The sequence below is a fragment of the Hyphomonas chukchiensis genome, assembly GCF_000682695.1.
GTDB classification, from domain to species: Bacteria; Pseudomonadota; Alphaproteobacteria; order Caulobacterales; family Hyphomonadaceae; genus Hyphomonas; species Hyphomonas chukchiensis.
Window position 1 is genome coordinate 144,748 of sequence record NZ_AWFG01000001.1, and the last position, 17,421, is coordinate 162,168.

At 62.0% G+C, this 17,421-nt stretch carries 17 protein-coding genes and 1 other RNA gene; 8 read left to right on the forward strand and 10 right to left on the reverse strand.

Going from position 1 to position 17,421, the window contains the following annotated elements:
• Positions 1-16: 16 nt before the first annotated feature.
• The 4 genes from HY30_RS00715 to HY30_RS00725 all read left to right on the forward strand — a co-directional run bounded on the left by HY30_RS00715 (position 17) and on the right by HY30_RS00725 (position 2,761).
• Complete coding sequence (locus HY30_RS00715; RefSeq protein WP_241765605.1) at positions 17-550, forward strand: low molecular weight protein tyrosine phosphatase family protein; 534 nt, start codon at positions 17-19, stop codon at positions 548-550.
• A gap of 53 nt (positions 551-603) precedes the next feature.
• Positions 604-986: RNase P RNA component class A (gene rnpB / locus HY30_RS18995), an RNA gene on the forward strand.
• A 156-nt stretch (positions 987-1,142) separates the two neighbouring features.
• Complete coding sequence (locus HY30_RS00720; protein ID WP_081811988.1) at positions 1,143-1,889, forward strand: Crp/Fnr family transcriptional regulator; 747 nt, start codon at positions 1,143-1,145, stop codon at positions 1,887-1,889.
• A gap of 128 nt (positions 1,890-2,017) precedes the next feature.
• Complete coding sequence (locus HY30_RS00725) at positions 2,018-2,761, forward strand: sensor histidine kinase (protein ID WP_034735919.1); 744 nt, start codon at positions 2,018-2,020, stop codon at positions 2,759-2,761.
• Positions 2,762-2,970: 209 nt separating this feature from the next.
• Here HY30_RS00725 and pip read toward each other — a convergent pair whose 3' ends face one another.
• From pip to HY30_RS00745, 4 genes are read right to left on the reverse strand one after another with little or no spacing between them, the layout of a single operon-like run.
• Positions 2,971-3,927 (reverse strand): prolyl aminopeptidase, encoded by a 957-nt coding sequence (gene pip / locus HY30_RS00730; RefSeq protein ID WP_034735921.1) that lies wholly within the window; start codon positions 3,925-3,927, stop codon positions 2,971-2,973.
• Between the two features lie 11 nt (positions 3,928-3,938).
• The gene (locus tag HY30_RS18920) at positions 3,939-4,685 is read right to left on the reverse strand and encodes a hypothetical protein (RefSeq protein ID WP_051614567.1); all 747 of its coding nucleotides are present in this window, start codon (positions 4,683-4,685) and stop codon (positions 3,939-3,941) included.
• Positions 4,686-4,688: 3 nt separating this feature from the next.
• The gene (locus tag HY30_RS00740; RefSeq protein WP_034735924.1) at positions 4,689-5,153 is read right to left on the reverse strand and encodes a GNAT family N-acetyltransferase; all 465 of its coding nucleotides are present in this window, start codon (positions 5,151-5,153) and stop codon (positions 4,689-4,691) included.
• Between the two features lie 10 nt (positions 5,154-5,163).
• A complete protein-coding gene (locus HY30_RS00745; RefSeq protein ID WP_051614569.1) occupies positions 5,164-5,823 on the reverse strand; it encodes a DUF2959 domain-containing protein in 660 nt (219 codons plus the stop codon).
• Between the two features lie 133 nt (positions 5,824-5,956).
• Here HY30_RS00745 and HY30_RS00750 point away from each other — a divergent pair, with 133 nt between their 5' ends.
• The 3 genes from HY30_RS00750 to HY30_RS00760 all read left to right on the forward strand — a co-directional run bounded on the left by HY30_RS00750 (position 5,957) and on the right by HY30_RS00760 (position 8,996).
• A complete protein-coding gene (locus HY30_RS00750; RefSeq protein WP_051614571.1) occupies positions 5,957-6,886 on the forward strand; it encodes an RnfABCDGE type electron transport complex subunit D in 930 nt (309 codons plus the stop codon).
• The gene (locus HY30_RS00755) at positions 6,883-8,271 is read left to right on the forward strand and encodes a DUF2330 domain-containing protein (RefSeq protein WP_034735927.1); all 1,389 of its coding nucleotides are present in this window, start codon (positions 6,883-6,885) and stop codon (positions 8,269-8,271) included. Before HY30_RS00750 ends, HY30_RS00755 begins: the two co-directional genes overlap by 4 nt.
• A gap of 107 nt (positions 8,272-8,378) precedes the next feature.
• Positions 8,379-8,996: a TetR/AcrR family transcriptional regulator gene (locus HY30_RS00760; protein ID WP_034735929.1), complete on the forward strand. Its 618-nt coding sequence runs from the start codon at positions 8,379-8,381 to the stop codon at positions 8,994-8,996.
• Between the two features lie 5 nt (positions 8,997-9,001).
• Here the strand turns inward: HY30_RS00760 and HY30_RS00765 are convergent, their stop codons facing one another.
• The 3 genes from HY30_RS00765 to HY30_RS00775 are packed head-to-tail and all read right to left on the reverse strand — an operon-like array spanning position 9,002 to position 11,769.
• The gene (locus tag HY30_RS00765) at positions 9,002-10,024 is read right to left on the reverse strand and encodes a threonine aldolase family protein (protein WP_034735931.1); all 1,023 of its coding nucleotides are present in this window, start codon (positions 10,022-10,024) and stop codon (positions 9,002-9,004) included.
• A gap of 6 nt (positions 10,025-10,030) precedes the next feature.
• Positions 10,031-10,783, reverse strand: coding sequence for an SDR family oxidoreductase (locus HY30_RS00770; protein WP_034735933.1), 753 nt, complete (start codon positions 10,781-10,783; stop codon positions 10,031-10,033).
• The gene (locus tag HY30_RS00775; protein ID WP_034735936.1) at positions 10,780-11,769 is read right to left on the reverse strand and encodes a calcium/sodium antiporter; all 990 of its coding nucleotides are present in this window, start codon (positions 11,767-11,769) and stop codon (positions 10,780-10,782) included. Before HY30_RS00775 ends, HY30_RS00770 begins: the two co-directional genes overlap by 4 nt.
• A 343-nt stretch (positions 11,770-12,112) precedes the next feature.
• Between HY30_RS00775 and HY30_RS00780 the strand changes: the two genes are divergently transcribed.
• Complete coding sequence (locus HY30_RS00780) at positions 12,113-12,586, forward strand: NUDIX domain-containing protein (RefSeq protein WP_034735938.1); 474 nt, start codon at positions 12,113-12,115, stop codon at positions 12,584-12,586.
• A 360-nt stretch (positions 12,587-12,946) separates the two neighbouring features.
• On the opposite strand, the gene pgsA is transcribed toward HY30_RS00780, so the two are convergent.
• From pgsA to HY30_RS00795, 3 genes are all read right to left on the reverse strand, one after another.
• Positions 12,947-13,603 (reverse strand): CDP-diacylglycerol--glycerol-3-phosphate 3-phosphatidyltransferase, encoded by a 657-nt coding sequence (pgsA, locus tag HY30_RS00785; RefSeq protein ID WP_051614573.1) that lies wholly within the window; start codon positions 13,601-13,603, stop codon positions 12,947-12,949.
• 49 nt (positions 13,604-13,652) lie between these two features.
• On the reverse strand, positions 13,653-14,579 hold the full coding sequence (locus HY30_RS00790) for a hypothetical protein (RefSeq protein WP_155839199.1): 927 nt from the start codon (positions 14,577-14,579) through the stop codon (positions 13,653-13,655).
• Positions 14,580-14,651: 72 nt separating this feature from the next.
• The gene (locus HY30_RS00795) at positions 14,652-17,285 is read right to left on the reverse strand and encodes a TonB-dependent receptor (protein ID WP_034735941.1); all 2,634 of its coding nucleotides are present in this window, start codon (positions 17,283-17,285) and stop codon (positions 14,652-14,654) included.
• Between the last annotated feature and the right edge of the window lie 136 nt (positions 17,286-17,421).

Sequence of the window (17,421 nt, forward strand, 5' to 3'; positions counted from 1 at the left end):
ATATGAGGAATGAAACATGTCACATCCCGTCTCACGGGCGGCGCGGCGCGCGCTTGCCCGCAAACATGGCGACCGCAAGGTCGAGCCTACCTATCGCGGATTCGCCGAGAAAAACTGGAAACTCGTCTATTTACGCCATAACAAGCTGCACCGTGCCCGCCAGCTCGGAAAGATCTGGCCGCATAAGGAGTGGAAGAAGCTGATGACCGATAGCGAGCCCGTGAAAGTGCTGTTCGTATGCAGCCGCAACCAGTGGCGCAGCCCCACCGGGGAAGCCGTCTTCTCGCGCATCGACGGCGTATCCACGCGCTCGGCCGGCACGGCCAGCAATGCCCGCCGGAAAATCTCGGTCACCGACATCCGGTGGGCCGACCTGATCCTTGTCATGGAAGACAAGCACAAGTCCCGCCTGCGGGCCGAGTTCCGGCAGGAAGTCGCCTACAAGCCCGTGCACGTCCTCGATATCCCGGACGACTATAAATACATGGATGCAGACCTGGTCGAGCTGATCCGCGCCAAGGCCGAGCCCCTGATCTTTGATCAGGGGTGAACGCCCTGCGGGACTCGAACTCCGGCGCATTACCCGCTATATGCGCCCGATGACCAGACGGCCGGGCAGCCGCTGGTGGTGGGGTAACCTGCCATTGGAGGAAAGTCCGGGCTCCAGGGAGACAAGGCGGCGGATAACTTCCGCCCGGCGCGAGCCGAGGGAAAGTGCCACAGAGAGCAGACCGCCTGCCGCTTCGGTGGCAGGTAAGGGTGAAAGGGTGGGGTAAGAGCCCACCGCGGACCTGGTAACAGGTCTGGCAAGGTAAACCCCGCCTGGAGCAAGACCAAGTAGGGGGCGCACATGGGATGTCTTCAGCCCGCGCCCCGGGTGTGTCGCGAGAGGCAGGCTGTGAGGCCTGTCGCAGAGGAATGGTTGCCGAACCGATGTCCCGAGAGGGCGCGGGGAACAGAACCCGGCTTACAGGCCGTCTGGTCATATATTATCTCGCCTAAATAGATATTGATCACACCTCAACCTCAGTTCATCTGGCCCCCTGCGAGCTTTTCATGCATTATTGGTACATCGGCTGCCCTTTATGGCGTTCAGTTGACTGAGAGATGCTCGCGCTCCCGCCTATCTGCTGGAGTCGTAAATGTTCAATAGTGAAGCCCACCCGGGCAACCGCCTGCTTGCAAGCCTCCCCCTCGGGGAACACGCTATGGTATCAGCCGCCGTCGAGCGCACGACGCTTGAAATTGGCCAGACACTTCATCGCTCAGGTGAAATGATCGACCATGTCTATCTGGTTGAAAGCGGCTTCATTTCCGCCATGGCGGTCCTGTCTGATGGCCAGCCCCTGGAAGTGGGACTGATCGGCTCCGAAGGCGTGGCAGGCGGCACTGTGCTGCTCGGCGCGCAGACATCCTATTGCGAAACCATGTGCCAGACAGGCGGCGAAGCCTTGAGGATACGAACCAGCAAGTACCTCCGCCTCATGGAGTCTTGCCCCATTTTTCGGGCCGTGACGCTCAAATACCTCCATATGTTCCACGCGCAGGTTGTCCAGACCGCCGCCTGCAATGCACATCATGATCTCTCTCAGCGACTGGCCCGCTGGCTACTCAGCGCGCATGACCGCAGCGGCACGCCGGAACTATCCCTGACGCAGGACCTGATATCGATCATGCTCGGCGTAAGGCGCTCCACTGTGAGTGTGGCAGCCGCCACCCTGCAGCGGGCAGGCATCATCCGTTATCAGCACGGCAAGATAACGATCGTCGATCGAGTCGGCCTCGAGAACGCCGCTTGTGAATGCTATGAAGCCATATCGGGCGAATACCGCCGCCTGTTCGGTGAACATCCTAAGGATATTGTCCGGCCCCATCGTTTCACAACATGACCAAGCCGACTTCGAGGCCCATATCATATCCGCCGAACAAGGCGCTTACGAACTAAGAACAGCAAGAGTCCGCTACCGTACCGACTACCCACCCCCCCACGCGTAAAAGTTAATTGGGAGGTATAGCAATGCACTTTTCATGGGCGAATTCGCAAGTAGGCATTTCCGCAGGAGCCATCGGCACTAAAACGCCGCGGTTGGGACGCATCGGGAAGTTAGAACTATTCCAATTAAGCCAATTAAGGGTGGAGCTGGAAAAATCTCATGAACAGATCCTCCATCTCGAGGCGCTGCTCCGTGAAGCAGATCACCGTATAAAGAACAGCCTTCAAGTTGCATCCAGCCTGCTGAAAGCCGAGGCGAGGCGGAGTGTAAGCGACGAATTACGCGACGCCCTCATCAGCGCAGCATCAAGGGTAAGTGCCATCAGCATGGTTCACGACGCCTTGCAGGGAAGCGGTGGTGAAAGCCTGCTAGATGTCAGCCACCTCATGGAGAGGATGTGTCATTCGATGCAGGACCTGTGTGAGGGCAAGGCCGAGATACATCTTGATCTCGGCGAGACGCTGCCCGCCCTGCCTGTTATATTTGCGCGCCCGCTCATGCTGCTCGTCAACGAGATCATCATGAATGCGCTGCGCCACGCCTTCCCCCCAGACCGGCTGGGCACGATTTCCGTGTCCCTCGAACGCGACGGCCATGACATCATTGTTGTCGTAAAGGATGATGGCGTCGGGATGACGATTACAGAAGCCGGTCATGCCGGTTTTGGCACCAGACTTATTGAAATGATGACTCGGCAGATCGATGGCGAACTGGTCAGGGATATTACGTCGGGAACCTGCTTTACACTGACGGCTCCGCTCCCTTAGAAGAAATATGCTGCATAGCGCGCATCGCAATGTCCGATCTATTCAGATTCCAAAACGATCAATAGTGACTTGAACCAGTGAAAACAGGCAGACCGCACCTCGCGGTTTTCTGAATCACTCCGACCCTTGCCCGCGGCCTTGTCCCAGGCCGAGCGCATGACGCACCGTGGCGGCATACCTCCCTGCGCAATCGCCACGGTGCGCTTTTTTTAAGCCTTCCCCGCATATTTGTCCGTCGCGCGGATCAGCTGGTCAAGAATGCCTGGCTCCGAATACGCATGCCCCGCCCCCTCGATCAGGTGGAAATCCGCCTTGGGCCAGGCCTTGTGCAGTGCCCACGCATAGCGGGCCGGGCACGGCATGTCATAGCGTCCGTGCACGATCGTGCCCGGAATATCCTTCAGTCTGTCGGCATCGCGCAGCAACTGGCCCTCGTCCAACCATCCGCGATGCGTGAAATAATGGTTCTCGATCCGCGCGAAGGCGAGCGCAAACTCGTCCTCGCCAAACACATCGCTGGTCGAGGGTTCTGGCAAGAGCGTAATCGTCTGGCCCTCCCACTGGCTCCAGGCCAGCGCCGCCTCGATCTGCACGGCCTTGTCATCGCTGGTCAGGCGCTTGCGATAGGCGGCCATCATGTTGCCGCGCTCGGCCTCCTGGATTGGCGCAAGGAAACGCTCCCATTTCTCCGGGAACATCTCCGACACGCCGAACTGGTAATACCAGTCCATCTCCGCCTTGGTCAGGAGGTAGACGCCGCGCAGCACCAGCTCGCTCACGCGCCCAGGGTGCGTCTCGGCATAGGCCAGCGCCAGCGTCGAGCCCCACGAGCCACCGAATACCTGCCACGTCTCCACGTCCATCGTCTCGCGCAAGCGCTCAATGTCCGCCACCAGGTGCCACGTCGTGTTCGCCTCCAGCGAGGCGTGCGGCGTGGACTTGCCGCACCCGCGCTGATCAAACAGCATGACGTCATAAAGCGCCGGATCGAACAGCCGCCGGTGGCTCGCCGAAAACCCGCCGCCCGGCCCGCCATGCAGGAACACGGCAGGCTTTGCGCCGTGCGTGCCCGACCGCTCCCAATAGATCACATGCCCATCCCCGACATCGAGATGGCCGGACGCATAGGGCTCGATTTCAGGATAGAACGTTCTGAGTTCAGGCATGGACAGGTCCTTTAATTCCAAAGTTCGATATCGTCGATCCATAGGCGACGCGGTCCGTCAGTCTGGTAACTCTCCCAGCCGAGATTGATTGTCTCGATCTGGGGCAGCTCCCACGCATAGTCCGACGGCTGGTAGAGACATCCCTGACCCGTCCCCTTCACCGTCATTGCAGGCACGGGCTTGCCGTCAATCGACATGGCCACCACCGCGTTCCCCCCAAAGCTCCACTCAATCTCGACCCATCGCCCGGTCGGCATCACGTCCGTCTCGGCCGCATGGTGCCAGCAGTCCGATCCGGGGGCAGACGTGTCGGTATAGGATTCCGGTGTCTCGTAATTTGCCATCAGGCGACTTCCACCTGCCACAGGGTGCTGGCCGCCTATACGCACTTCCGCGATATGCCCGTCGCTGGGTCGATGACCGCGCGCCTCGATCAGCGTCCAGTGCACATCGCCCTCCGGTGCTGCTTCGAGGAAGACACGCATCCGCCCGGACCGCGCCCCGCCGGTCGACAGGAAGGCGCCGCCCTTTCCCGCGATGTCGAACCGGGCGGCCTTTGTGCCGGAAACGGCATGCGTGTCGTCAACAACCACGGCCCCGTTGGCCGTATCGACCGTCCACGGCCCGGCGGGCGCGTCACCCACAGCATAGTTTTCAAACGTCTCCGCTCCCTGCAGCGCGTCCGGTCCCTGAATCACACAGGCCGTCAATCCAGCTGCCAGCACGGCGAGGGCGCAGGCGGATCGGGTGGGTGTCATGGATCAGAGCTCCTGAAGGTCGAGATGGAAGAACTGGTTGAAGTCGCTCTTCTCATAGTCCCCAAATGCCCCGCCCTCAACGAAGCCGTTGCGGCGATAGAGCGTCAGCGCCGGACCGAAGGCCGGTCCGCTCCCCGTCTCGAGGCTGAGGCGATGATAGCCCCTCCTCTTCGCCTCGCCGATAATGTGCGCCAGCAGGTGCGCCGCGACGCCCTTCCTCAGGTGCGCCTCATAGGTCCGCATCGACTTGATCTCGCCCGCACCGCCGCCGAGCGCCTTCAGCGCGCCCATGCCGAGCAGCGTCTCGTCCTCCCACGCCGTGTAGAAGCTGATTTCAGGCGCCTTCAGGCCCGTCAGGTCGAGTGCGAATACATTCCCCGCCGGCGAATTGGCATGCATGCCCGCAAGCTGCACGCGCAACAGGTCCAGCACCCGCGCATCCTCGAAGTCACCGGGCCGAATATCCATTCCGCAAAGCTCACACGCCGGGGCGCATCTCCGCAATAAATGCGTCGGCATCCGCGATGGAGCGTTCCATGTCCGCGATCAGGCTCTCGACATTCGACTGCAAGCCCGCCGTCTCCGGCTCCAGCGCGGCAATCGCCCGCGCATTCAGGTTGTGCTTGAGGTACAGCACGCGGTCGTGGAACATCACCAGCACCGGGTCCATCGAGGCCGCCGCCGCATCCATCTTCGCCACCAGCGTGTCATAACGCGCTTCGGTTTCCGCCAGCTGCTCGGCGGCCTTCTGGCGCAGGCCCGGATCGGAATATTCGGTCAGCTCGCCATTCCATTCCTTGAACAGGTCACGCGCCACCGATTTCACGTCCTTGATGCGCGAGCGCACCTTCTCCGCCTTGTCGACCGACCGGTCATAGGACTTTGACAGGCTGTCATAGCTGCTTTCGAGTGCGCCCGGCTCGACATAGACCACCGCGCGGAACGCTTCCAGCGCATTGGCAAACTCTGTCTTGGCCGCCTCCTGGCTGCGGGCCGTATCAGAGACGCGCTGTACGAGGAGATCACGCTTCTCGTACCCGATCTTTTCCATCGCGCCATAATAGGTGGACGCACAGCCAGCGAGTGTCGATGTGGCCAGTAGCGCGCCGATCAGGCCCGCCCGAAGAATCGTTTTCATGGTCGAATCCCCTCCAATCGGCCTTTACTTGCCGTGATCCGGCCCATGGGTCCAGAGTTTACGAGCCAAAGCGGCGCGAAGCTTTCATGAACCCGCCGTAATCTGAGCGCATTTGGTGTATGATGTGAGTCGTATGGACGCAGCGGCTCGCCTTCCCCTCGCGCTCTTCCGCACGATAGATGCGGACCCTCGCCATTGGCAGATCATCGCCCTCGCCGGTCTTTTTCTGTTTTCCTACAGTACCAGCAGCTTCGGTGCCGAGCCGTCCGCCCTCTTCTTTGCCTTCTCCGGCGCCATGCTCGCGCAGGGCCTCGGCACGGCGGTTTTGAACCTGCGCGCAGGCCGCCCCCTGTTCCACGGCTTCGAACCCAAATCTGCCCTCATCACCACGCTCGGCGTCACGATCCTCCTGCGCGCCGCCGCCCCGTGGATCTGGTTTGCCGCCGCTTTCACCGGCATTGCGCTGAAATTCCTTGTGCGCATCAAGGGCAAGCACGTGTTCAATCCGGGCTGCATCGGCATTGTCGCCATGATGCTGCTCCTTGGGCGAGATGCCTGGGTGTCGCCCGGCCAGTGGGGCCAGATGCCGCTCATCCTCGGCTATGCCCTCGCCCTCGCCGCCCTCACGCTCTCCAGCGCCAAGCGGCTCGATATTGCGCTCGGCTTCCTGGGCACGTTTGCCGCCATCCTCTTCGCCCGTGCGCTATGGCTCGGCGACCCTATGGCCATCCCGCTGCACCAGCTCTCCTCCGGCTCGCTGCTGATCTTCGCCTTCTTCATGATCACCGATCCGCGCTCGACACCCGACAGCCGCGCCGGCCGCGTGCTCTTCGCCATCGCCGTTGCCGGCCTCGCCGCCTGGTTCATCATCGGCCCCAACCAGCGCGGCGCGCCCTTGATGGCGCTCGCCGCGCTCGGCCTGCTGACGCCCCTGCTCGACCGCGCCCTGCCCGCCCGCCGGTTCGAATGGCCGCATGGCACGCCAGCGCCCGGCGCGCGCCGACCCGATTTCACGCCTGCAACGATAAGTCCTTGGGGGACAAAGGAGACACCAAGACCATGAAACTGAAGCACCTGATTGCCAGCCTCGCGCTGCCGCTAGCCGGCCTCGCCTTTGCCGCGCCCGCCAGCGCCTTTTGCGGCTTCTATGTCGCCAAGGCCGACACCGACCTCTTCAACGATGCCTCCAAGGTCGTCCTCGCGCGTGACGGCGACCGCACCGTCATCACCATGGCGTCCGACTTCCGCGGCGACGTGTCGGAATTCGCCATGGTCGTGCCGGTCGTCTCGGTGCCTGAACGTGAACAGATCAATGTCGCCAATCCGGCCCTCGTCGAACACCTCGACGCCTACACGGCCCCGCGTCTCGTCGAATACTACGACGAAAACCCCTGCGAACTCCAAATGCAGTACCGGAAAATGCAGGAGACGGCCGCCATGGCTGCGCCCGAGGCCGACATGATGATGGAAGACGCCGAATCCCTCGGTGTCACCATCGAGGCGGAATACGAAGTCGGCGAATATGACATCCTCATTCTCTCGGCCGAGGAATCCGATGGCCTGATCAAATGGCTGAACCAGAACGGCTACAAGATCCCTGACGGCGCCGAGGAGACGGTCGGCGCCTATCTCAAACGCGGCATGAAATTCTTCGTCGCCAAGGTCAGTCTCGAACGTCATGACGGCTCGGCCATGCTGCGGCCCATCCAGGTCGCCTATGAGGATGAGGACTTCATGCTCCCCATCCGCCTCGGCACGGTCAATGCCGAGGGCAAGCAGGAACTCTTCGTCTTCGCCCTCACCAGCAAGGGCCGCGTCGAGACCAGCAATTACCGCACCGTGAAACTTCCGTCCGACATGGACGTGCCAATCTATGTGAAGGACGAATTCGCCGACTTCTACAAAGCCATGTTCTCCCATCAGGTGGAGAAGGAGAATGGCAAGGCCGTCTTCATGGAATATGCCTGGGACATGTCATGGTGCGATCCGTGCGCGGCCGAACCGCTCGCCAATTCCGAACTACGCGAGCTTGGCGTGATGTGGCTAGATGACGCACCTGAGGGCCTCACGCCCCGCGGAATGGCCCCTTCCCCGGTCGATGTTTTCGTCACGCGGCTTCATCTTCGCTATGACGCGAAGACTTTTCCGGAGGACCTCACATTCGAAATTACAGGCGACCGGGAGAACTATCAGGGCCGCTATGTCCTGCGCCATCCCTGGCGTGGTGACTACACATCGTGCAGCGCTGCCAGTGAATACGCCAGTTCACTGGTAGAACGCTGGGATGCCGAAGCCGTGGCCTTGGCAAAGCTCACGGGATGGGATGTGAATGACATTCGCGACAAGATGGCTGACGGCGGATATTCCGCTGCCGCAATCCGGGGCGTGGATGTAGAGAAGCCCGTCAACAAAAAATCATGGTGGAAACGCCTCTGGGGTAATGGCTAAACTGCAACAAATATTGTAGGTTGCACCCGTTGGGAAATCCATTATGAATGCGCTGCGAATGCTTCTTAGTTGCGAGAAGTATACTTTCTGCCTTTGAGGAAATGCTAATGCCGCGTCCGGTGGGTGCACGGAACCATGACTTCAAAGAGAAGCGCGCCGCTCTGGTCGACGCTCTGACCGACTTTGCCCTTGAGGCAGACCTGCGCCGTCCATCTTTGCGCCAGTTTGCGATTGCCGCCGAAGCATCCGAGCCCACCCTGCGGCACTATTTCGACGACCGCGCGGGCGTCGTCGTTGCCATCCTCGAAAATATCGGCCAGCGGGGCGCGCCGATCTGGAATACGATTTCCGTTCCGGCAGAAAGCCCGATGGAGGCCGTCGAGCAATATTACCGCGTCGCCGACGCTGGCATGCGCTTCGCAAACTTCACCCGCGCCCACGCTTTCGGCCTGATCGAGGGCATCGCCGACGAAAAAGCCGGCAAGGCCTATCTCAAGAACATGCTGGAACCGGCGCTGACCTCGATCATGGACAAGTTGCGCGGCTCGCCCGGTTCCCCCCAAAGCGTGAATGCCCTGCGCGCCGCCGCCCTGGCCATCATGTCTCCCTTGCTGATCATGTCGATCCACCAGGGCCTGCTGGGCGGCGATACCGAGGCCCCGATCGACGCGGAAGCCACAATCGGCTTCCTGCAATCATGGCTGGGCACCGCCCTTTCCGCCTGAACGGCTCAGCCCATGGCTGTGGCAACCGCGCTGATTTCGTCATCCTGGGTCGCCCAGGAACAGACGAACCGGTGGCTGCCATCTGGCCAGGGATAGAATTTCGCGCCTGCGGCTGTCAGCGTCTCGGCCAGCCCTTCAGGCAGGCGCGCGAACACTTCATTGCCGCCCGGTTTGGTCACCAGATGCACGCCCGGCTGCGCCATCAGCGTCGCCGCCAGCTTCAGCGCCGCCTTGTTGGCGCGTCCTGCGAGATCCAGCCACAATCCGCCATCCAGCATCGCTTCGGCCTGCGCCGCCAGGTAGCGCATCTTCGGCGGCATATGACCGGAGCGCTTGGCCCGCGCCTTCAGCTCGCCCCACTTCTCACGCGCCTTGCCGAACAGCATGATGATCTCACAGCCCATCGCGCCCGTCTTGGTCAGGCCGAAGGTCAGAACGTCCACACCCGCCTTCCAGCTCATCTCTGCCGGGCTCGCCCCGGTCGCCACCAGCGCATTGCCAAAGCGGGCGCCATCAAGGTGCACCACCAGGCCCGCGCCATGCGCCTTCGCCGCCAGATCCGTCACCTCCGCAACACTATAGGCCGTGCCGCTTTCGGTCAGGTTGGTCAGCGACAGAACATGCGCCGGCGTCTGGTGCACGAAACCATAATCGATCTGCGCCAACGCCGCTGCCAGCGTATCTGCCCCGATCTTGCCGCCCGTCCCGGCCAGCAGTTGAAGCTTGCCGCCACCGGAGAAGAATTCCGGTGCGCCACGCTCATCAATCGCGATATGGGCGGCGTCATGGCAGAGCACGGCGCCAATCGACGGGCAGAAGCATGACAGGGCCAGCGCATTGGAAGCGGTGCCGGACGCAGTCATCCAGAAATCGAAATCCTCGGTCTCGAACAGCTCGGCCAACTGCCCGCGCAGCCGGGCCGTCACGCTGTCGCCGCCATAGCTGGCCTCATTTCCCGTATTCACGCGGGCAAGCGCCGCCAGGACATTGGGATGGGCCGGCGCGGACGTATCGGATGAAAAGTTCATGTTACCTCAGATTTGTGTGTCGGGCGTCTGCCACATCAGGTGCTGGCCGCCATCGGCGGCGATCATCTGGCCGGTCACGCTGCTCGCCGAAATCAGGTAGCGCAGCGCCCGAACGATCTCATCGGGGCTGGAGCCCTCCTGCGTCAGCGTCGCCTGCTTTTCCGCTTCAAACTCCGCTTCGCTCTGGTGCACGCTCTTCAGCGTCGGGCCGGGACCGATCCCGTTCACCCGCACATGCGGCGCGAGCGCCTGCGCCAAGGTCTGCGTCGCCTGCCACAGCGCCGCTTTCGAGAGTGTGTAGGTGAAGAATTGCGGGGTCAGCTTCCACACGCGCTGGTCGATCAGATTGACCACAAGGCCCTTCTCGCCGGGCGCGAGCCCCGCTGCCATCTGCTGCGCCAGATGCACAGGTGCGCGCAGGTTCGTGTCCATGTGCGCGTCCCAGTCGGCCCGCGTGTGGCTCGCCGCGCTGTCATCGGTGAAGACGGAAGCCGAATTAACCAGCAGGCTCACCGGTTGGCCGAGTTCCGCTCCTGCCTGCCCCACAAGGCCCGCAACCTGGGTTTCGTCTGCAAGGTCCGCCTGTACCAGTGTCGCCCGTCCGCCAGCCGCCTTGATGGCATCATGCGTTTCCCGCGCGCCATCCTTTGAAGAGCGATAGTGAACGGCAACAGCCCAGCCATCCTGCCCCAGCGCTTCGGCCATGGCCTTGCCAACCCGCGCCCCCGCGCCTGTCACAAGGGCCGCACCGGCCCTCATGCGCCTGCCGGCTGGAACAGGCCAAGAATGTTGAACCCGTTGATCAGTCCGTAAATATAGATCGCATAGATCAGCAGCAGCAGGATCCCGGCCAGCCGGCCGACCTTTGCCCTGGTCAGTATCAGCAGCGCGATGATCGCCGCCGCGAGGCCGATGGCCCAATGGTCATATTGCCGGAACGTCGGTGCGACATCGATCGGCCCGAAGAAGGAAATGATCCCGCCCGCGCCAAGGATGTTGAACACGTTGGAGCCGAGAATGTTGCCGATCGCCACATCGCCGCGCTTGCGCAGCGCAGCTGCAACACTGGCGCCAATCTCCGGCATCGACGTGCCGATCGCCAGCAGCGTCAGCCCGATCCATTCCTGCGGGACGCCGTAGAACTCGGCCATGCCGACGCCGCCGGCAATGATCAGCTGCGCGCCGAGGATCAGTCCGGCAATGCCCAGCGGGATATAGGACAGCGCCCGCCACAGGGCCATGTGCGGGTCATCCTCCACCGCCACGCCCGGGTCGATCCCGGCCGCCACGGCCTTGCGCGCAGAAATCAGCGTGTAGCCGCAATAGCCGAGCAGGATCAGGATGAAGAAGAAGCCGATACCGGCCGTCAGCGGCATGATCGCCGTCAGGCCGATCCACAGCGCGGTCGCCAGCAGCATCGCGCCAAGCGCGCGGCCCTCCCCCTTCCCGCCTGCAAGAAATGGCGAGATCAGCGCGGGAAAGCCCAGCACAAGACAGACATTGGCAATGTTGGAACCGACAATATTGCCCAGCGCCAGCCCGGGCTGTCCGCCAATTGCAGCGTCGAGCGACACGACCATTTCAGGCGCGGACGTACCGAACCCGACAATGAAAATACCGGCAATAAGCGGCGAGACGCCAAACCTTCGGGCCACCGCCACCGCGCCATTGACCAGGAAATCCCCGGCAAAGGCCATGATGGCGAGCCCCCCCAGAAGGGCGGCAATCAGCGTCAGGTCCGGCATGCTGCCTGGGCGTCCCTAGTCGAGACGCTTGAATTCGATGAGGTTCAGGATGCCGAACACGAGCACGATCGTGCCGATGGCAATCAGTGAGGGATGGATCATTGCACCGTCTCGCTTTTGTCTGTTTTTGCAGCTGTTATTACTAGTTGCCCCGTCCTTACAGCGCGTTGCCCCCCTTGGCGAGCCTCATTCGCACGATAATCGGACCATTCCCGGACCGCTTTTGCGTAAAAAGGGCCCATCGTGAGGGACGCGGAAGGACGGGTCACGGTACGCGCGCGCATCCTTCGACTTCGCCCAGGATGAGCGCTAGGGTGCCCCATTGCTGCCCGGAGACCCTGCATTGGCCACGCTTCGCACCCGCCTCTTCCACACCTATGCGCGCCTGCGCCGCCCGATGACGCTGGGCGTGCGCGCGGCGGTCGAGAATGAAGCGGGCCGCGTCTTCCTCGTGCGCCACACCTATGTGAAGGGCTGGTACATGCCGGGCGGCGGCGTGGAGCGCGGCGAACCCGCCATCGAGGCCCTGTCGCGCGAACTGGTCGAGGAGGCTGGCGTCAAACTGACCGGCCTCCCGCAGCTGGTCGGCTTCTATTCAAATCACCACGTCTTCAGGAACGATCATGTCCTGCTCTACCGCGTCCGCCATGGCAGCTGGACGGAAACGCCTCCCACTTCGTTCGGCGAGATTGCCGAAACCGTCTGGGCCGATCCGCTTGATCCGCCCGAGGACGCAACACCCGGCACCGTTAAACGCCTCGCTGAGATCTATGGGAATGAACCGGCCAGCCCCTATTGGGCCGGACCGAAGTCCTAAGCCCCGGCAAAGGCGAGCATGGCCGGTACGCACAGGAACAGGAGCGCCGCCAGGATGAAAGCGAGGAATTTGATCTCGGGAGCAACGCGCTTTTTCATGCGTCCAGAATTTGCCTGCGATTGAGGCCGATCACGGGCGGAATACAGACCGTGTTGCGAATTCTTCGCCTCATTCCTGCCTTGGGTCTTAACGCGGCATTAAGGAAATTCGCCGAGGATTAGAACGTGATCAGGATGCTTCCCCATCCTGTCGCGCGCATGACCCCTCGCGGCCCGGTTTCTTCCCCTTGCCGGCGCGCCGCACCGAACAAGAACGCCGGCCTACGTCCATGTAAGGTCGGCGTTTTGCGTTCCGGCAGGCTCAGCGCCGCGTTGCGCGGATGTAACGCCAGCCCGTGATCAGCGACAGCGCCGCCGCCACCCAGAGCAGGCCAACCAGCATGTACGAGCCGATCACGAACACGAGCGGCGTTGCCCCGCTCGCATCCGCCGCCATGTCAGCCGGCGCAAAGGCCAGCGGCAGCATCAGGCCAATGATGGCCGCCATCTCGAAACCGGTCTTCCACTTGGCGAGGTTGGATGGATCGACCACGGCCTTCCCGGCTGGCGTTGTGCGCAGCCAGGTCATGAACACGTCCCGCCCGATAATCGCCGCCGCCGGCAGGTAGATCAGCCAGGTCTTCAGCACCATGGCGAGGCCCAGCAGCGCCGCGCCAACCAGCAACTTGTCGGCAATCGGGTCGAGCCAGACCCCAAACCGGCTCTGCGCCTTCAGCTTGCGGGCAAGGTAGCCATCAAGGAAGTCGGTCAGGGCGCCGGACAGAAAGCCAAGAAGGGCGAACTGGTACCAGAGCTGCTGCATCACCGTGTGCCGCAACAGGTCTTCCGGCGGCATGTCCGGTGTCACCGCGCCCGCGGCCACACCCGAAAGCTCGGCGTTCCATATTCCCCATATGACGAGACCCGCAAACGCACAGCGGGCAATCGTCAAGGCATTCGGTATCCATTTGAAATCCATGCCACTGCATTGCCAGCGCTTGGCCGCCCCGGCAATGGGCCCGCGTCACCTAGCGCCGAAAAGGCAGCGCGTCGGGCGTCTTCAGCGCCACATCCGGCAGCACGATCTCGCTCACCTTGCCGCCGGCCCGGTCAATCGCGAATATCGTGCGTCCCTCGCCGGGCGCGAAGGAAAAGGCCTGCCCGCCAACGCCCAGCTTGATCGTCGCGACATGGATCATGGTCGGCCCCATGCTGGGGCGCGCCAGCACATACATTTCCGGCAGGTCATGGCCCAGCACATAGAGCAGGTCGTCCGGCCCGATGGCCCCGCCGGACGCCGCGTGCGGCGCCATGCGCTTGATCACGCCCTCCGGGAACAGCCAGCCACCGGTGCGGCGCCAGTCCTTGTCGAAGGTCACGACGCTGGAATAGGTGCTGTCCTTGAACGGCACGCCGCCATTGCCGGAATAATGCGCGAAGGCAGCAAGGCGCCCGCCGTCGATATCATCGAACCAGGTCAGCGAACCTTCATCCATCATGCCGAGCGAATGCGTGGCGACATGCGTCATGTTCGCCGCATCGAACACTTCGATCGATGAGCCCATCGGCACCAGCGAATAGTTCGAGTTCGCGCACCAGAGTTTCGCATTCCGCGCATAGCAGGAATTCATGTGACGGATCAGGCCCTTGTGCGGCGCCGTGAAGCGCGCCACCAGCTGGCCCGTGTCGCGCCGGTACTTGCCGATCACCGTATTGTCGAGCGCATAGAAGAAGTCCTCATCCACCGCCACTCCCTGGTCAGCCTCCGGCGCGTCATAGATGCGCACTGTCTTCGCTTCCAGCTGCGCCACCGGCGGGGCGACATAGTCCGGCACGGCGTCCAGATCGACAATCGCCACGGCCACCGGTGCAGCAGCGACCTCGCCGCTCACACAGGCCGGCACCGATAACGCGGCTGCCACACAAAGGCCGACGGCCCGGAACGTATGTCTCATGTCAAACCCCTTGAATGAGGATAACCAGCCCCCGCAAGGGGACTGGCATCCGATTGGGAAATCACGCCCGCCCTAGAAGCCGTAGCTGAAGCCGAGATAGACCGTGCTGCCGACATATTCGTATTCCGTGTTGCGCGCCTTGACGCGTCCCTGGAATTCCGTGGTCGGCTCATTGTTGAGGTTCACGCCCTCGATGAACACTTTCATGTTGTCGCGCAGCTCATAGGACACTTTCGCATCCCAGCGACCGAACTCGCCCTGGTCGAGATCATTGTCGCTATTGTTGAGGTCCACGTCCGTCAGGAAGCTGCCATTATAGGCATAGCTGACGGAGGCATCGATTCCATGGTTCTGGTAGAAGGCCGTCAGCGAATAGGTCTGCTCGGCCTGGTTCACCAGCGGCAGCGTTTCGCCATTCACCTTGGTCTCGCCATCAAGGAAGGTCGCGCTGGCCGCCATGCCGAAACCTGCGAGATAGTCAGGCAGGAAATTGTCGAACTGCGTCTGCGCGATCAGTTCAAGCCCCTTCAGCGTGCTCGACCCGGCATTGACCGTCGTTGATGTATCGAGCTGCGTCAGCTCGGTCGGGTCAATCGCCCCGGTCAGGCCGCGACGCTCCAGCTCGGCCACGATCTCGGCCTGCGTGGTGAACTTTTCGGAGAGGCCCACGAGATCGTCGGAAATGTCCTTGTAGAACACGGCCGCCGACAGAAGCGTCAGCTCGTTCGGATACCATTCCACCGACGCATCATAGTTCCACGACACCCGCGCCTCGAGATCGGGATTGCCAATCGAGAGGTTCGCAATACCAAGCTCTTCGCTATAGGAGGAGCGCGGCGCAATCGCATCATATTCCGGCCGCCCAAGCGCCCGCGTGATCGAGCCACGCACTTTCAGCGAATCCATCACGTCCCAGTTGACCAGCAGGTCCGGCAGCACGGTGAGATAGTCGCCGCCATCAGAGATTTTCGTCACCTCTTCCCCGTCGAGCAGGTAGCCGGACGAATCCACATCCGTCGCCTCAAGGCGTACACCGCCGATCACCTGCACCGGCCCCATCTGGCGCACACCCATGACATATCCGGCCAGCACGGTCTCGGTGATGTCATAGTCGGAGGCATAATTGTTGACGAATGTGTCGCTCGTGTTCAGCGCGAAATAGTCCGCATTCGCCGGATCGGCGAGGAAGGCGTTCATGGCATCCACGTCCATGAACAGGTTCGGGGCGCACATGACGTCATTGCAGTTCGTGAACGCGCCCTTGGTGAAGCTCGCCGACGTGCCAAGGTTCAGGTCGGACGATCCGCCGTCATAGCGGGTCGTTGCATAGTCCCACGACCGGTCGGTCTGGCGGAACTTGAGGCCGGCCTTGAGCCACGTGTCCGTGTCACGGTCCCAGCGCACGTCGAACTGACCCGTCAGGCCGTCTTCATCCATCTTGCTGGTCTGGAAGCGCGCACGGCGGAAGTCGATCAACGACGGGTCCTGCCGGTCAGGCGTGCCCGCGTCCGGCGTGATCGTCACCACACCGTCGCCCGAAAGCGTCCAGTGATTGGGCCCGAAATCCTTGCCCGAACGCCATTCCCAATAGGCGTATGGCTCGTCCAGCTTGTTCTTGTTGAGATTGACCTCGTAATTGAATGTCAGCGCATTCACGATATTCTCGCCGCCAGCGGCCAGCGAGAAGATGTCCTTGTGCGGCTCTTCGAGGCGAATGTTCATCGCGATCCGGTTCTCGCCGGACGTGCCGGATGTCGGCGTGTCGAACACGATATCGGTATCGAAATTCTGCTCATAGCGGTTGCGGTGCTGGTATTCGTCCCAGGTCGCATAGAAGGCGCGGGCGAAATATTTCGAAGTGTCTGTGGGGCGGAATTCCACCGTGCCACTGAGGTTCAGGCGTTCACGCCCGATCACGTAATAATTGTTCTTCACGTTGACCGGCGCATTGCCGCCGACCGAACCCGTTGCCGGGTCGGCCTCATAGCTCGCCCAGTCATCGGCATAATAGCCCGGCGCGATATATTCGCGGTCAGACCATGAACCGGCCAGCAGCCAGCCGAACGTGCCCGCATTATTTTGCCCGGCAATCGTGCCATCCAGGGAATACGGGTTGGAGCCGCCATAGGCGCGGTCGTCCGGCTTGATGTCCTCGAAGCCATAGCGGGCATTTGCATAGCCCCACAGCGTCTCGTCCTTGTCGAAGGGCGACTTGGTCTCGACGTTCACCGTGCCGCCAATGCCCTGCCCGTCGAGATCCGGCGTCAGCGCCTTGATCACCTGCACGGCGCCCAGCACACCGCCGGAAATGATGTCGAGCGGCGCGTTGCGACCGCCGCCTTCGGTCTCCGGCGAGCCCATGTTGGCGCCATTGATCGTGACATTGTTCAGCGACGGATTGATGCCGCGGATCTGGACGTAACGTCCCTCGCCCTTCTCCACCAGCATCGAGACACCGGCAATCCGGTTGAGGCTTTCGCCGACATTATTGTCCGGCAGCTGGCCCAGCTCATCAACGCCAAGCGCATCGATGACCGACAGCGCATCGCGCTTTTCCGCAATGCCTTTGAGGCGTGACAGCTGGCTGCCCTGCACGACAACAGTGTCGAGCACGCGGTCGTCATCAGCGGGTTGTTCCTGCGCAGCGACATGGCCCGCAAGGATGGAAAGGCTCGCAGTGAGCAGGATGATGGAACGGAATGACATGGACTTGACCCTCGGATAAATGACCCTCGGGGCGATCCGTTAACGGCGCTTCATGACACTTGCGTAATGCTCGTGTGAACTGTTTTCGACACAATCACGCCCCGTCCCGCGAGGGTTGCGAGCGCGTGGAAACGTC

Excerpts from the sequence above, each read along its gene's own strand:
- HY30_RS00715 (WP_241765605.1), top strand. The coding sequence starts at position 17 with ATGTCACATCCCGTCTCACGGGCGGCGCGGCGCGCGCTTGCCCGCAAA.
- HY30_RS00720 (WP_081811988.1), top strand. The coding sequence starts at position 1,143 with ATGTTCAATAGTGAAGCCCACCCGGGCAACCGCCTGCTTGCAAGCCTC.
- HY30_RS00725 (WP_034735919.1), top strand. The coding sequence starts at position 2,018 with ATGCACTTTTCATGGGCGAATTCGCAAGTAGGCATTTCCGCAGGAGCC.
- pip (WP_034735921.1), bottom strand. The coding sequence starts at position 3,927 with ATGCCTGAACTCAGAACGTTCTATCCTGAAATCGAGCCCTATGCGTCC.
- HY30_RS18920 (WP_051614567.1), bottom strand. The coding sequence starts at position 4,685 with ATGACACCCACCCGATCCGCCTGCGCCCTCGCCGTGCTGGCAGCTGGA.
- HY30_RS00740 (WP_034735924.1), bottom strand. The coding sequence starts at position 5,153 with ATGGATATTCGGCCCGGTGACTTCGAGGATGCGCGGGTGCTGGACCTG.
- HY30_RS00745 (WP_051614569.1), bottom strand. The coding sequence starts at position 5,823 with ATGAAAACGATTCTTCGGGCGGGCCTGATCGGCGCGCTACTGGCCACA.
- HY30_RS00750 (WP_051614571.1), top strand. The coding sequence starts at position 5,957 with ATGGACGCAGCGGCTCGCCTTCCCCTCGCGCTCTTCCGCACGATAGAT.
- HY30_RS00755 (WP_034735927.1), top strand. The coding sequence starts at position 6,883 with ATGAAACTGAAGCACCTGATTGCCAGCCTCGCGCTGCCGCTAGCCGGC.
- HY30_RS00760 (WP_034735929.1), top strand. The coding sequence starts at position 8,379 with ATGCCGCGTCCGGTGGGTGCACGGAACCATGACTTCAAAGAGAAGCGC.
- HY30_RS00765 (WP_034735931.1), bottom strand. The coding sequence starts at position 10,024 with ATGAACTTTTCATCCGATACGTCCGCGCCGGCCCATCCCAATGTCCTG.
- HY30_RS00770 (WP_034735933.1), bottom strand. The coding sequence starts at position 10,783 with ATGAGGGCCGGTGCGGCCCTTGTGACAGGCGCGGGGGCGCGGGTTGGC.
- HY30_RS00775 (WP_034735936.1), bottom strand. The coding sequence starts at position 11,769 with ATGCCGGACCTGACGCTGATTGCCGCCCTTCTGGGGGGGCTCGCCATC.
- pgsA (WP_051614573.1), bottom strand. The coding sequence starts at position 13,603 with ATGGATTTCAAATGGATACCGAATGCCTTGACGATTGCCCGCTGTGCG.
- HY30_RS00790 (WP_155839199.1), bottom strand. The coding sequence starts at position 14,579 with ATGAGACATACGTTCCGGGCCGTCGGCCTTTGTGTGGCAGCCGCGTTA.
- HY30_RS00795 (WP_034735941.1), bottom strand. The coding sequence starts at position 17,285 with ATGTCATTCCGTTCCATCATCCTGCTCACTGCGAGCCTTTCCATCCTT.